The following is a 13,788-nucleotide window of genomic DNA, read 5'->3' as shown; positions in this document are numbered from 1 at the left end:
AGGAACACGACGAGGAAGAGGACCATGGCCGAGTCCGAGAAGCCGGACACCAGGATGGTCGAGGCACTGCGCGCCTCGCTGAAGGAGATCGAGCGGCTGCGGGAACGCAACCGCGCGCTGGACGCGGCGGCCCGGGAACCGGTCGCGATCGTCGGCATGGCCTGCCGCTACCCCGGCGGTGTCCGCTCACCCGAGGAGCTGTGGCGCCTGGTCGCGGACGGCGGGGAGGGCATCACCCCCTTCCCCGAGGACCGCGGCTGGGACCCGGGCCTGTACGACCCGACGCCCGGTGTCCCGGGCCGCTCGTACACTCGCGAGGGCGGATTCCTGCACGACGCGGGCGACTTCGACGCCGCCTTCTTCGGTATCTCCCCGAACGAGGCCCTCGTCATGGACCCGCAGCAGCGGCTGCTGCTCGAAGGGTCCTGGGAGGCGCTGGAGAACGCCGGCATCGACCCCGTGTCGCTGCGCGGCAGCCGCACCGGTGTCTTCGCGGGCGTCATGTACCACGACTACTTCGGCAGCTTCGGCTCCGGCAGCATCGTCTCCGGCCGGGTCGCCTACACCCTCGGCCTGGAGGGCCCCACCCTCAGCGTCGACACCGCCTGCTCCTCCTCCCTCGTCACCCTGCACCTGGCCGCGCAGGCGCTCCGGCAGGGCGAGTGCACCCTGGCGCTGGCCGGGGGAGTGACCGTGATGGCCTCGCCGGGCACCTATGTGGAGTTCAGCAGGCAGGGCGCCCTCTCCCCGGACGGACGCTGCCGCTCCTTCGCCGACGACGCGGACGGCACCGGCTTCTCCGAGGGACTGGGTGTCCTCGTGCTGGAGCGGTTGAGTGATGCGCGGCGTCTGGGTCATGAGGTGTTGGCGGTGGTGCGGGGTTCGGCGGTCAACCAGGATGGTGCGTCCAATGGTCTGACGGCGCCGAATGGTCCGTCGCAGCAGCGGGTGATCCGGCAGGCGTTGGGGGCGGCGCGGTTGTCGGCGGGGGATGTGGATGTGGTGGAGGGGCATGGGACGGGGACGACGCTGGGGGATCCGATCGAGGCGCAGGCGTTGTTGGCGACGTATGGGCGTGATCGTGCGGCCGGAATTCCGTTGTGGCTGGGGTCGGTGAAGTCGAATCTGGGGCATACGCAGGCGGCGGCCGGTGTCGCGGGTGTGATCAAGATGGTGATGGCGATGCGGCACGGGGTGTTGCCGCGGACGCTGCATGTGGAGCGGCCGTCGACGAAGGTGGACTGGGGTGAGGGTGCGGTGCGTCTGCTGACCGAGGAGCGGCCGTGGCCGCGGTCGGGGCGTCCGCGCCGGGCGGCTGTCTCCTCGTTCGGGATCAGCGGCACCAACGCGCACACCATCCTCGAGGAGGCACCCGCCGCGGACCACCTCCCGCACGACACCGAACCCGAGGCACCGGCGGTCCTCTGGCCCCTGTCCGCCCGTTCCGCGGCGGCCCTCCCCGCACAGGCCGAGCGCCTGCGCGCGTTCCTGGCCGACCGGCCCGACCTGCACCCGGCGGCCGTCGCCCGCGCCCTCGGCACCCGGCGCACCGCCTTCGACCACCGCGCCGCCGTCACCGGCACCGACCGCGACCAGCTGCTGGCCGGACTGGAAGCGCTCGCGGCCGGGACACCCGCCCCCACGGCCACGACCGGCAGGGCCCGGCCCGGAACGCGTACGGCGTTCCTGTTCACCGGCCAGGGCGCCCAGCGCCTGGGCATGGGGCTCGAACTGCGCGACCGCTACCCGGTGTTCGCCGCCGCCTTCGACGAGATCGACGCCCGGCTCGGCCTGGACCTGGCCGGGCTGCTGGCGGGCGACGACGCCGACGCCGTCCACCGCACGCGGTACGCGCAGCCGGCCCTGTTCGCCTTCGAGGTCGCCCTGTTCCGGCTGCTGGAGTCCTTCGGGGTACGGCCCGACGTGCTGGCCGGGCACTCCGTCGGGGAACTCGCCGCCGCCCACGTGGCCGGTGTCCTCGACCTGGACGACGCGTGCACCCTCGTCGCCGCCCGGGGCCGGTTGATGCAGGCACTGCCGGAAGGCGGCGCGATGGTGGCCGTACAGGCGGGGGAGGACGAGGTACGGCCGCTGCTGGACGACCGGGTCGGGCTGGCCGCGGTCAACGGCCCCGCCGCCGTGGTCCTCTCGGGAGAGGAGGAGGCGGTGCTCGCCGCCGCGGCGGGCTTCGCCAAGACCCGACGGCTCACCGTCTCCCACGCCTTCCACTCACCCCTGATGGACGGGATGCTCGACGAATTCCGCTCCGTGGCACAGAAGTTGACCTACCATCCGCCACGCCTCCCGGTGGTCTCCGCCCTCACCGGCCGCCTCGCAGGGGACGGGGAACTGTGCGACCCCGACCACTGGGTGCGGCACGTGCGGCAGACCGTCCGCTTCGCCGACGCCGTCGCGGCCCTCGCCGCCTTTGGCGTCGGCCGCTTCGTCGAACTGGGTCCCGACGCGGTCCTGACCGGCCTCGCCCGGGAGTGCCCGCAGACCGAGGGCGCCGTCCTCGTCGCCCTCGGCAGGCGCCACGGCGGCGAGCCCGCCGCCCTCGCCCTCGGCCTCGCCCGTCTGTACGCCGACGGACTCGCCCCGGACTGGGCCGCGCTGTTCCCGGGCACGGCCCGCGCCGAGCTGCCCACCTACGCCTTCCGGCCCGAGCGGTACTGGATCGACGCCGACGTGGCCCTCACCATGGGCCCGCGGCCGGAGCCCGCGGCGACCGAGGCGAGCGCGCCTGCCGAGCCGTTGCCGTGGCGGCTGGCCGATGCCTTGCCCGAGGAGCGGCAGGCGCTGCTGACCGATGTGATCCGCGCGCAGACGGCCGCGGTACTCGGCCACGCGGGACCGGAGGCCGTCGAGCCCGACGCCGTCTTCCTGGAACTCGGCATGGACTCCGTCTCGGCGGCCGAACTGCGCGCCGCCCTCGGTACCGCCCTGGGCGTCACGCTGCCGGCCGGTGCCGTCTTCGACCACCGCACCCCGGCCGCCCTCGCCGCCGCCCTGCACGCACGGCCGGCCGGCGGCGGCCCGGACCCGGACCACGGCGCCGCAGACCTCGAATCGGTCGGCGGGCTGGTGCGGCGCGCGACGGCCGACGGGCGGATGCCGCGCGCCATCGACCTGCTGCGCACCGTCGCCGACATCCTGCCGTCCTTCTCCTGCGCGGCCGAGTTGGGTGACATCCCCGACCCGGTGCGGCTGGCCACCGGCGACGCCTACCCGCGGCTCGTCTGCCTGCCCTCCCCGATGGCACTGGGCGGCGCCCACCAGTACGCCCGTTTCGCCCGGCACTTCCAGGGCCGCCGGGACGTCCTGGTCCCCGCGGTGCCCGGCTTCGGTCCCGGCGAGGCACTGCCGGTCTCCGTGGAAGCGGTGGTGGAGGTGCTGGTCGAGGGCGTCCGGCGGGCCTGCCCGGACGACCGCCCCTACACGCTCGTCGGCTACTCGTCCGGCGGCCAGTTCGCGCACGCGGTCGCCGAGATCATGGAGAAGGCCGGACAGCCGGCCTCCGGCGTGGTGCTGCTGGACACCTATGTGCCCGGGGACGACGGCAAGGACGAACTGTGGCGGCAGATGTTCGCCGGCATGCTGGACCGCGAGTCGGCGCTCGGCGGCTTCGGCACCGCCCGCCTCGCCGCGATGAGCCGCTACAGCGACCTCATCCAGCACTGCCTGCCCGGCGCCCTGACGGCGCCGGTGCTGTTCGTACGGCCCGAGGAGTCCTTCGCCACCGGCGCCGACACCGACGACTGGCGGGCCGCCTGGCCCGGGGCACACGAGCCGGTCGACGTGCCCGGCACCCACTTCACGATCCTGGAGGACCGGGCGCGGACCACCGCAGAGGCGGTCGAGTCGTGGCTGACCCGAGGGGCGTCCGGCTGAGCGAACGGGCGCGCCGGCGAACGGGTGTGCGGCCACGGGGCGCGGCGGTCGAAAGGCCGTCCGCGCCCCAGTGGATTTCTCACCCGCCGGCCTCGCGGAAATGCGCCAACCATGCCTGGATATCACACCGGATACTGTCCGGATCGACACCTAATCGAAAGGCGATTTCATCCGCCGCCATTTCCGGCTGCCAGTCGCTGCGCTGGAGTGCCAGCCACATTGTCGTGCCGCGGGGACCGCACCGGTGCCGCTTTCCGGTACGCCCGGAGAGCAGCTCCAGACATCCGTCCGGCCGGACCTGCGCGGTCAGTTCGTCATCAGGTCGCATCCCGTTCCGAGCCTCCGTGCTCTGCGCGTTTCTTCTTCGTGGCCAAGGGCGTGCTCGCCGTTGCGGCCATGGAAGTTCGCATCTTTGGTGGACTTCTCCGACGGCTCCGACGGTACCCGTACCGACGCCCGAGGACACGGGTGCGAGCTGAACCGTTCGCAGGGGAGTCAGATATTCGGACAGCGGTGGGGTCGCCTATTCGGGCGTGGGAAGTTTCCTCGTCCTTGACAGCGGACCGGAAATGCGGCAACGGGGCGTCCGGCCAAACCTGGCGTGCCGAGGTAGAGAAACCTCTACCTCGAACCGGCCGGAGAATGCCAGTGTGCCGCGGCCGTGGAGTTCCTAATGTGGTCCGCAGACGTCGCGTGAGAAGCGCGTTATCTCATAGGGGAGCCCGAGTGCACACTTCACAGGACCTCCGCCGAGCGGAGGCGGTACGGCTGGACGCCGTGTCGAAGACCTACGGCCGGGGAGACAGCCGGGTCGCCGCCCTCCGTGGGCTCACCATGAGCTTCGCCGACGGCACCTTCACCGCCGTGATGGGGCCGTCCGGGTCGGGCAAGAGCACCTTCCTGCACTGCGCCGCGGGACTGGTCCAGCCCAGCACCGGCACGGTAACCGTCGGCGGCACCGATCTCTCCGGCCTGGACGACACCGCGCTGACCAAGCTGCGCCGCGACCGGATCGGCTTCATCTTCCAGGCCTTCAACCTGCTGCCCGCGCTGACGGTCATGCAGAACATCACGCTGCCGCTGCAACTGGCCGGACAGCGGCCCGACAAGGGCCTGATCCGCAACGTCGTCCAGCGCGTGGGTCTGGCCGAGCGGCTCGGCCACCTGCCGTCCGAACTGTCCGGCGGTCAGCAGCAGCGCGTCGCCATCGCCCGCGCCCTGGTGACCCGGCCCGCCGTGGTCTTCGCCGACGAGCCCACCGGCGCCCTCGACACCCGCACCGCCGCGTCCGTGCTGGGCCTGCTGCGCGAGTCCGTCGATACCGCCCGCCAGACGCTGGTCATGGTCACCCACGACCCGGTGGCGGCCTCCTACGCCGACCGCGTGGTCTTCCTCGCGGACGGCGCGTTCGCCGGTGAACTGCACCGGCCGACGGCCGACGCCGTGGCCGCCCGGATGACCAGGCTCGGCGCCTGGGAGGACGACACCCACCGGCAGAGCACCCCGCAGGCCTCGGGAGGGCGGTACTGATGTGGCGCCTGGCACTACGCACCCTGAAGTTCCGCAGGACGAGCTTCATCGCGACCTTCCTCGCCATGTTCCTCGGCGCCGCGATCGTCATCGGCTGCGGCGGCCTGATGGAGACGGGCGTCCGCATGGCGGCCGACCCGCAGCGCCTGGGCGGCGCCCCGGTCGTCGTCACCGGAGACCAGACCTACGACTCCTCCGCCCTGACGGAGCGTCACCGCATCGACCCCGCTCTCGTCGGGAAGGTGGCCGGCGCGGACGGCGTGCGCGAGGCCGTCGCGGACGTGTCGTTCCCGGCCACCGTGTTGCACAAGGGCAAGCCGGTGACCGGCAAGTCCGGCTCCTACGGCCACGGCTGGGCGAGCGCCTCGCTCACCCCCTATACCCTCGCCGCCGGTGGATCCCCCGCCGCCGGCGGCGAGGCCGTCCTCGACGCGGAACTCGCCCGGCGCGCCGGAGCACACCCCGGGTCCACGGTCGAGATCGTCGTCAAGGGCACCACCCGGCGGTTCCGGGTCAGCGGCATCGCCGAGCAGCGCGGTGACCACAACCCCGACGCCGCCGTGTTCTTCACGGACGACGAGGCGCGCACCCTTGCCGGCGGCCGCATCGACTCCATCGGCGTGCTGCCCGCGCCCGGCGCCCGCGTCGCCGCCGTGGCGGACGCCGTGCGCTCGGCCGTCGGCGACCGCGCCGAGGTGCTCACCGGGGAGCGCCGGGGCCTGGCCGAACTGCCCGGCACCCTCTCCAGCCGGCGCACCGTCGTCATCCTGGCCGCGGTCTTCGGCTCCTCCGTCGTGCTGATCGTCATGTTCGGTGTCGCCTCCACCCTCGGCCTCTCCCTCCAGCAACGCGTCCGGGAGATGGCCCTGCTGCGCGCCGTCGGCTCCACGCCCAAGCAACTGCGGCGGATGATCCTCAGCGAGACGGCCGTCCTGTCGGTGGCGTCCGTGCTGCTCGCCCTGCTGCCCGGATACGCCATCGGGCGGCTGCTGTTCGGGGTGCTGACCGCCAGCGGCGTGGTGTCTTCCGCGATCACCTACCACGCCGGCCGGATCCCGATGGCCGTCGGAGCGCTCGTCACCGTCCTGGCCGCGGCCGGCGCCACCCGTTTCGCCGGACGGCGCGCGGCCCGCACCGAGCCCGTCGCCGCCCTCGCCGAAGCCGAGGCCGCCACCCGCTGGTTCAGCGTGCCCCGGCTGCTCCTCGCGCTGTTCTTCCTCGTCAACGGCATCGGCCTGGCGATCGCCACCGCCACCGTGATGGACGACGGACCCACCCTCGCCAGCACCGCCGGCCCCGCCTCCGTACTGTTCTGCGTCGGCCTCGCCCTGCTCGCCCCCGGCCTCACCAAGGCGCTGGTGGCACTGCTGCGGCTGCCGGTGCGCGCGTTCTCCGGACTCTCCGGCCAGTTGGCGCTGCGCAACGCCGCCACCGCCAACGTCCGCATGGCGGGCGCCGTCGCGCCGATCGTCCTGCTCGTCGGCATCGCCACCGGCACCCTGTACATGCAGTCCACCGAGGACCACGTCTCCCGCAGCTCCTACGACCGCAACATCCTCGCCGACTACGTCCTCGACTCCACCACGGGCGGCTTCGCACCCGACGTCGTCGACCGGGTCCGCACCACATCCGGGGTGGCCGCGGCCTCCGAACTGGTCACCAGCCGCGGCTTCGTGGACCGCCCGGACGGCCCCGCCGACGTCGACCTGCGCGGGGTCTCCGCCGCCGGAGTCCGGCAGAGCCTGGACCTGCCCATGGTGGCCGGCTCCCTCGACCGGCTGCGCGGCGACACCGTGGCCCTCTCCGACCGCAAGGCCCGCGCCTACGGCGTGACGGTCGGCGACCGGCTGCCGATGCACCTCGGCGACGGCAGCGCCGTACGGCCCACCGTCGTCGCGCTGTACGCCGACAACCCCAAGCAGGAATATCTGACGCTGCCCGCGGCGAGCCTCGCCCCGCACACCGGCGACGGACTGCCGCACCAGATCCTGGTCCGCGCCGAGGCCGGCGCCGCCACCGCGGTCCACGGCCGGCTCGCCGCGCTGGCCGCGCGGGTGCCCGGCACCGAACTCGACGACAGCTCCTCGCTGGCCGGCCGGAACAACCAGATCCAGCAGATCCTGGTGTCCGCCAACTACACGATCGTCGCCATGATCGTGGGGTACGCCGCGATCACCGTGGTCAACACCCTCGTGTCGGTCACCCGCAAACGGCGCGCGGAGTTCGGCCTCCAGCGGCTCACCGGAGCCACCCGCGCCCAGGTGCTCGGCATGCTGACCGTCGAGGGCGTGCTGATCGCCGTCATCGCCACCGTCCTCGGCACCATCGCCTCGGCGACGACCATCGTCCCCTACAGCTACGTCAAGAGCGGTTCGTATCTGCCCTCCGGTTCCATCGGCATCTACCTGGCCATCGTCGGCGGGTCGCTGGTGCTGGTGTTCGGCGCCACGCTGCTGCCCTCCTGGCGCGGCATGCGCAGCCCCGCCGTGGACACGGTGAAGGCCGCGTGAGCCACCCCCCGGCCGGGCCGTCCCCGCTCCCCCCGGGCGGGGGCGGCCCCTCCCTCATCGGCGCCGCCGAATGGGACCATGACGGTATGAAGCCTGTGCCGGTCACGTGGCGCGGCCTACTCGGCCGCGCCACCGTGGACACCCTGGTCGGCGTCGCGATCGCCACCGGGGCCCTGCTGTCGATCCTCCTGTTCGTCACCACGACCTACTTCACCATCCTGTGCCTGATCGGCATCGGGTTCCTCGCGCTGCCCTACCTGACGGCGGCGGTGCGCCGGCTGTGCGACCTCAACCGGCGCGCGGCCGCGCGCTACGGCGTCCCGGTCGAGCGGCCCTACCGGCCCGAGCCGCAGGACGTCGAGAGGGACATCGTCGGCTGGACCCGCCGCTGCAAATGGATCCTCGCCGACCCCGCGACCTGGCGGGACCTGCTGTGGCTGCTGCTCAACTGCGTGGTGGGCCTGACCGGGTTCGTGCCGGGCGCCCTGCTGTACTACGCGGGGGAGGGGCTGTTCCTGGCCTGCGGCCTGTGGCGGCCCCTCGCGGACGACGGGCAGGGCCGCTGGTACGCCTTCGTCACGGTCGACAGCTGGCCGGCCGCGTTCGCCGCGGCCCTCGCGGCACTCGTCGTGTTCACCGGCTGGGTGTTCCTCGGACCGCTCACGCTCAAGGGGTACGCCTACTTCGTCCGCCTTCTGCTCGGCCCGACCCGGCGGTCCCAACTCGCCCTGCGGGTACGGCACCTGTCGGAGACCCGGTCCGGCGCCCTCGACATCCAGGCCGCCGAACTGCGCCGCATCGAACGGGACCTGCACGACGGCGCCCAGGCCCGACTCGTCAGCCTGGGCCTCCAACTCGGCGCGGTGGAGCGCAAGATGAGCCGAGACCCGGAAGAGGCGCGGCTCATGCTGCGGCAGGCGCGCACCTCCTCCGTGCAGGCCCTGCGCGAACTGCGCGACCTGGTCCGCGGCATCCACCCGCCGGTCCTCGCCGAACGGGGCCTGCCCGACGCCCTGCGCGCCCTGGGACTGGCCAGCCCGCTCGACGTCACCGTGGTGGCCGACCTGCCCGACCGGATGCCCGACCCGGTCGAGTCCGCCGTCTACTTCACGGTGTCGGAGCTGCTCACCAACGCCCTCAAACACGCCGACGCCCAGCACATCGAGGTCGTCGCCTGGTGCGAGGACGGCACCCTGCACACCCGCGTCACCGACGACGGCCGCGGCGGTGCCGACGCCTCGGCCGGGAGCGGTCTGGAAGGCATCCGACGGCGGCTGGCATCCTTTGACGGGGTCCTGGAGATCGACAGCCCCCAGGGCGGTCCGACCGTGATGAAGCTGGAGCTACCGTGCGCGTTGTCCTCGCCGAAGACCTCTTCCTCCTGAGGCAGGGAATCATCCAACTGCTGGAGGCCTACGGCTTCGAGGTGGTCGCCGCCGTCGACAACGGCACGGACCTCGCCGCCGCCATCACCCGGCACCGGCCCGACGTGGCCGTCGTCGACGTACGACTGCCGCCCACCTTCACCACCGAGGGCCTTGAGGCCGCCCTGCGCGCCCGCCGCGAACAGCCCGGCCTGCCGATCCTCGTCCTCTCCCAGCACGTCGAGCAGATGTACGCCCGCGAACTGCTGGCCGACGGCACCGGCGGCATCGGCTATCTGCTCAAGGACAGCGTGCTGGACGACGAGCAGTTCATCGACGCCGTACGACGGGTCGCGGCAGGCGGCACCGCCATGGACCCGGCCGTCGTCGCCCAGCTGATGACCAGCCACTCCCGGGACGAACCGCTGGCCGCGCTCACCGGACGCGAACGCGAGGTGCTGGAACTCATGGCCGAGGGCTGCTCGAACACGGCGATCGCCCAGCGGCTCACCGTCACCGAGGGCGCGGCCGCCAAGCACATCTCCAACATCTTCAGCAAGCTGATGCTGCCGCCGTCGAGCGACAGCAACCGGCGTGTCCTCGCGGTGCTCGCCTACCTCAACGCCTGATCCCCGAGCGCCTCTTGGGGCGGCTAGGGGTGGCCAGCCGCGCCGGGACTGCGGAAGACTGCCGATGCACACGCCGTGCCCGCGCCGCAGCCGCCGCCAGGAAGGACACACCCGCCCCATGAGCACGCTCGCCGACCACGACCGCCTCTGGATCCGCCGCTACCACCCCCGTCCGGACGCGGCGGCCAGAGTGGTGTGCCTGCCGCACGCGGGTGGCTCGGCGTCCTTCTACCACCCGGTCTCGGCGCGCATGCCGGCCTCCGTCGACGTGCTCGCCGTGCAGTACCCGGGGCGCCAGGACCGGCGCGGCGAACCGTGCGTCCCGAGCATCGGCGAACTGGCGGACCAGGTCACCTCCGTGCTGCTGCCGTGGGCGGACCGCCCGCTGGTCCTCTTCGGCCACAGCATGGGCGCGAGCCTCGGCTTCGAGATCGCCCGCCGGCTCGAACGCGAGCACGGCGTCGTCCCGCGCGCGCTGTTCGCCTCCGCCCGCCGGGCCCCCTCCTGCCCCCGCGACGAATCCGTCCACCTGCGCGACGACGACGGCCTCATCGAGGAGATGCGGCAGCTCAGCGGAACGGACTCGGCGATCCTCGACGACGTGGAACTGATCCGCATGGCCCTGCCCGCGATCCGCGCCGACTACCGCGCGGCGGAGACCTACGCCTACGAGCCGGGCCCGAACCTGCGCTGCCCCGTCGTAGCCCTGGTCGGCGACGACGACCCCAAGGTCACCGCGGACGAGGCGCGCGCCTGGGCGCGGCACACGGACGCGACGTTCGAGTTCCACCAGTTCAAGGGCGGCCACTTCTACCTGACGTCCCACCAGGACGAGATCCTCCGGCTGCTGGCCGAACACGCCCGGCCCCGGTAGGGCTCGACCAGGCGCGGTCCCTCGCCGGCCCCCGCCGCGCCCCGCCGCCCGGCGAACGTCGAACGGCCCCCGCCGACGAGTCGGGCGGGGGCCGTTCGACGTGGGTCCGTCAGTCGGCCAGTCGCAGGGAGCGTGACGGGCACAGGTCGATGGCCTGGTGGACCTCATCGTGGAGGTCCTCGGCCGGTTCGTCCCGCAGGACGACGACGAGTCCGTCGTCGTCCTGGTCGAACACCTCGGGACTGAGGAGAGTGCACTGACCGGCGCCCACGCACCGGTCGCGATCGGCGGTGACTCGCATGAGGGGAACTCCGATCGGGTCGTCCGTCACCAGGTGACGGGGAGTTCGTGGACGCCGTAGACCATCGCGTCGTCCTTGAACCGCAGTTCGTCCGGCTCGACCGCCAGGCGCAGGCCGGGGACGCGGCGCAGCAGCGTGCCGTACACGGTCTCCAGTTCCACGCGGGCGAGGTTGGCGCCGATGCACTGGTGGATGCCGTAGCCGAACGCGAGGTGGCTGCGGGCCTCCTCGCGGTGGATGTCCAGGGTGGCGGGGTCCGGGAAGACGGACTCGTCGTGGTCGGCGGCGTTGTTCAGCGCGAGGATGCCCTCGCCGGCGCGGATCGTGACGTCGCCGACCTCGATGTCCGCCACGGCGACCCGCGCCGTGCCGGAGTCGGAGATGGAGAACACCCGGAGCAACTCCTCGATGGCGTTCGGGAGGAGACCCGGGTCGGCCCGCAGCTCGGCCAGCTGATCGGGGTGCCGCAGCAGGGCCAGCACACCGAGGGCGATCATGTTGGCCGTCGTCTCATGGCCCCCGACCAGCATCAGCCGCGCCATCGTCACGACGTCCACGTGGTCGGCGGCCTGCTCGACCCGGTTCTTCTCCAGGAAACGGCTGATGAGATCGTCGCCCGGCTCCTTCTCCTTGAGGGTGACGAGCTTGTCCAGGTACATGTCCAGGGCCTGTACCGCGGCCCCGTACTCGGCCGGGCTCAGATCGTGGTTCATCAGCGCCGCCGACCACTCCTCGAACCGGGCGTGGTCCTCGTAGGGCACCCCGAGCAGTTCGCAGATCACCAGCGACGGCACCGGCAGCGCGAGCGCGGTGACCAGGTCCACGGGGCCGCCGGCGGCCAGCATCGCGTCGATGTGCTCGTCGACGATCTGCTGGATGCGCGGACGCATCTCCCTCACCCGCCGCGCGGTGAACTCCGGAATGAGCATGCGCCGTTGCGTCGTGTGCTGCGGCGGGTCCATGTTCAGCAGCATCAGCCGGATGTGCGCCAGCATCTCCTCGGGGATGTGGAACTGGTGCGGGTAGCCCGGCAGTTTCAGATTGGAGCTGACCCGGCTGTCCCCCAGCACCTGCCGGACGTGCTCGTGCCGGGTCACCAGCCAGGCCGGCTTGCCGTTCACCTTCAGCGCGGCACGCGAGACGGGGCGCTTTGCGCGCAGCTCGGCGTACTCGGCGGGCTCGCTGAACGGACAGGTGCGCCGCATCGGGAACTGCCCGAGCGGCGGCCCCGCCTCGGGCGCGGCGTCGGCGGACTGGGTCATGGCTGCCTCTCGGACGGGGTCGGTGCGGATGTCGGTGCGGTGGTCGGGGGCGGACGGCGGGCCGGTGCGCTCTGCCGTCACCAGGTGACGGGCAGCTCGTACAGGCCCCAGACGATGGCGTCGTCCTTGAAGCGCAGTTCCTCCACCGGGGCGGCCAGGCGCAGCGTCGGGATCCGCCGCAGCAGCGTCGTGTAGACGACGTCCAGCTCCATGCGCGCCAGGTTCTGGCCGATGCACTGGTGGACGCCGTAGCCGAACGCCAGATGGCTGCGGGCCTCGCGCCGCACGTCCAGGCGGTCGGGGTCGGGGAAGACCCGCTCGTCGTGGTTGGCCGCGTTGTTCAGCGGGAGGATGCCCTCGCCGGCCCGGATGGTCACCCCGCCCAGCTCGATGTCCTCCAGGGCGACTCGCGCGGTGCCCGCGTCGGAGATGGAGAAGAAGCGCAGCAGCTCCTCCACCGCCTTCGGCATCAGCTCCGGCTCCTCGCGGACGGCGGCGAGCTGATCGGGGTGCTCCAGCAGGGCCAGTACCCCCAGCGCGATCATGTTGGCGGTGGTCTCGTGCCCGGTGACCAGCATCAGCTTGGCCATGGAGACGATGTCGGAGTGCTCCACCGCGGGGGTCTGCCGGTTGAACTCGATCAGCCGGCTGATCATGTCGTCGCCCGGCTCGCTCTCCTTGGCGGTGACCAGCCCGTCGACGTACCGGTCCAGCTCGTAGTGCGCCAGGCCCCGGTCCTCGTCGCTGATGTCGTGGTTCATGATGGCCCACGCCCACTCCTCGAAGCGGCCGTGGTCCTCGTAGGGGACCCCCAGCAGTTCGCAGATGACGAAGGACGGCACCGGCAGCGCGAGCGCGGTGACCAGGTCGACCGGGGCGTCGGCGCCCTTGGCGAGCATCTGGTCGATCTGCTGGTCCACGATCTGCTGCACCCGGCCGCGCAGCTCGCGCATCCGTCGGACACTGAACTCCGGTGCCAGCATGCGGCGTTGCACCGTGTGGTCCGGGGGGTCCATGGACAGGAAGGTCAGCGGGACCGACTGCAGCGTCTCCTGCGGCACGGGCACCTGAAGGGGATATCCGGGCAGCTTCAGGTTGGCGCTCACCCGCGTGTCGCCCAGCAGCTTCTTGTACAGGTCGTGCCGGGTGACCAGCCAGGTGCGCTTGCCGTCGACCTTCAGCCGCGCCCGCGAGACCGGCTCGCTCTCGCGCAGTTCGGCGTAGGCGGCCGGCGGGCTGAAGGGGCAGGCCCGGCGCATCGGGAACTCCGGCAGCGCGGCCTCGTCGGCCGGTTCGGCAGGTGCAGTCATGATGTCCTCTTCGCACGGGAGGGAACGGGACGCGTCGGCATCGCAGCGGGTCCGGGCTCGGCACCGGTGCGGCGCCACCGACCGTCCCTCGCACGCTAGGCAGCCACGGCCGGGCCC

Annotated in this window: 10 protein-coding genes; 6 read left to right on the top strand and 4 right to left on the bottom strand. The window is 72.5% G+C overall.

Annotation, left to right across the window (positions count from 1 at the left end):
- Positions 1-24: 24 nt before the first annotated feature.
- On the top strand, positions 25-3,891 hold the full coding sequence (locus tag ACIBA9_RS07810) for a type I polyketide synthase (protein ID WP_399360660.1): 3,867 nt from the start codon (positions 25-27) through the stop codon (positions 3,889-3,891).
- 79 nt (positions 3,892-3,970) lie between these two features.
- Here the strand turns inward: ACIBA9_RS07810 and ACIBA9_RS07805 are convergent, their stop codons facing one another.
- Complete coding sequence (locus ACIBA9_RS07805; RefSeq protein WP_362159320.1) at positions 3,971-4,219, bottom strand: hypothetical protein; 249 nt, start codon at positions 4,217-4,219, stop codon at positions 3,971-3,973.
- A 398-nt stretch (positions 4,220-4,617) separates the two neighbouring features.
- Between ACIBA9_RS07805 and ACIBA9_RS07800 the strand changes: the two genes are divergently transcribed.
- The 5 genes from ACIBA9_RS07800 (at position 4,618) to ACIBA9_RS07780 (ending at position 10,798) form a co-directional block, all read left to right on the top strand.
- Complete coding sequence (locus ACIBA9_RS07800) at positions 4,618-5,421, top strand: ABC transporter ATP-binding protein (protein ID WP_399360658.1); 804 nt, start codon at positions 4,618-4,620, stop codon at positions 5,419-5,421.
- Positions 5,421-7,931 (top strand): FtsX-like permease family protein, encoded by a 2,511-nt coding sequence (locus tag ACIBA9_RS07795; protein ID WP_399360656.1) that lies wholly within the window; start codon positions 5,421-5,423, stop codon positions 7,929-7,931. The genes ACIBA9_RS07800 and ACIBA9_RS07795 overlap by 1 nt, the downstream gene beginning before the upstream one ends.
- 86 nt (positions 7,932-8,017) lie before the next feature.
- Complete coding sequence (locus tag ACIBA9_RS07790) at positions 8,018-9,316, top strand: sensor histidine kinase (RefSeq protein WP_399360654.1); 1,299 nt, start codon at positions 8,018-8,020, stop codon at positions 9,314-9,316.
- Positions 9,280-9,924 (top strand): response regulator, encoded by a 645-nt coding sequence (locus tag ACIBA9_RS07785; RefSeq protein ID WP_399360652.1) that lies wholly within the window; start codon positions 9,280-9,282, stop codon positions 9,922-9,924. Before ACIBA9_RS07790 ends, ACIBA9_RS07785 begins: the two co-directional genes overlap by 37 nt.
- A gap of 118 nt (positions 9,925-10,042) precedes the next feature.
- Positions 10,043-10,798 carry a thioesterase II family protein gene (locus tag ACIBA9_RS07780; RefSeq protein ID WP_399360650.1) on the top strand — a complete coding sequence of 252 codons (756 nt, stop codon included), beginning with the start codon at positions 10,043-10,045 and terminating at the stop codon, positions 10,796-10,798.
- Between the two features lie 109 nt (positions 10,799-10,907).
- On the opposite strand, the gene ACIBA9_RS07775 is transcribed toward ACIBA9_RS07780, so the two are convergent.
- The 3 genes from ACIBA9_RS07775 to ACIBA9_RS07765 all read right to left on the bottom strand — a co-directional run bounded on the left by ACIBA9_RS07775 (position 10,908) and on the right by ACIBA9_RS07765 (position 13,671).
- Positions 10,908-11,099 (bottom strand): ferredoxin, encoded by a 192-nt coding sequence (locus tag ACIBA9_RS07775; protein ID WP_399360648.1) that lies wholly within the window; start codon positions 11,097-11,099, stop codon positions 10,908-10,910.
- Between the two features lie 26 nt (positions 11,100-11,125).
- Entirely contained in the window at positions 11,126-12,361 is a 1,236-nt protein-coding gene (locus ACIBA9_RS07770) for a cytochrome P450 (RefSeq protein ID WP_399361258.1), read from the bottom strand.
- A gap of 77 nt (positions 12,362-12,438) precedes the next feature.
- A complete protein-coding gene (locus ACIBA9_RS07765; protein WP_399360646.1) occupies positions 12,439-13,671 on the bottom strand; it encodes a cytochrome P450 in 1,233 nt (410 codons plus the stop codon).
- Positions 13,672-13,788: the final 117 nt, after the last annotated feature.

Origin of the sequence: Streptomyces sp. NPDC051452, assembly GCF_044454765.1 — a bacterium.
Lineage (GTDB): Bacteria > Actinomycetota > Actinomycetes > Streptomycetales > Streptomycetaceae > Streptomyces.
This window is presented reverse-complemented; position numbering and strand designations above follow the sequence as displayed.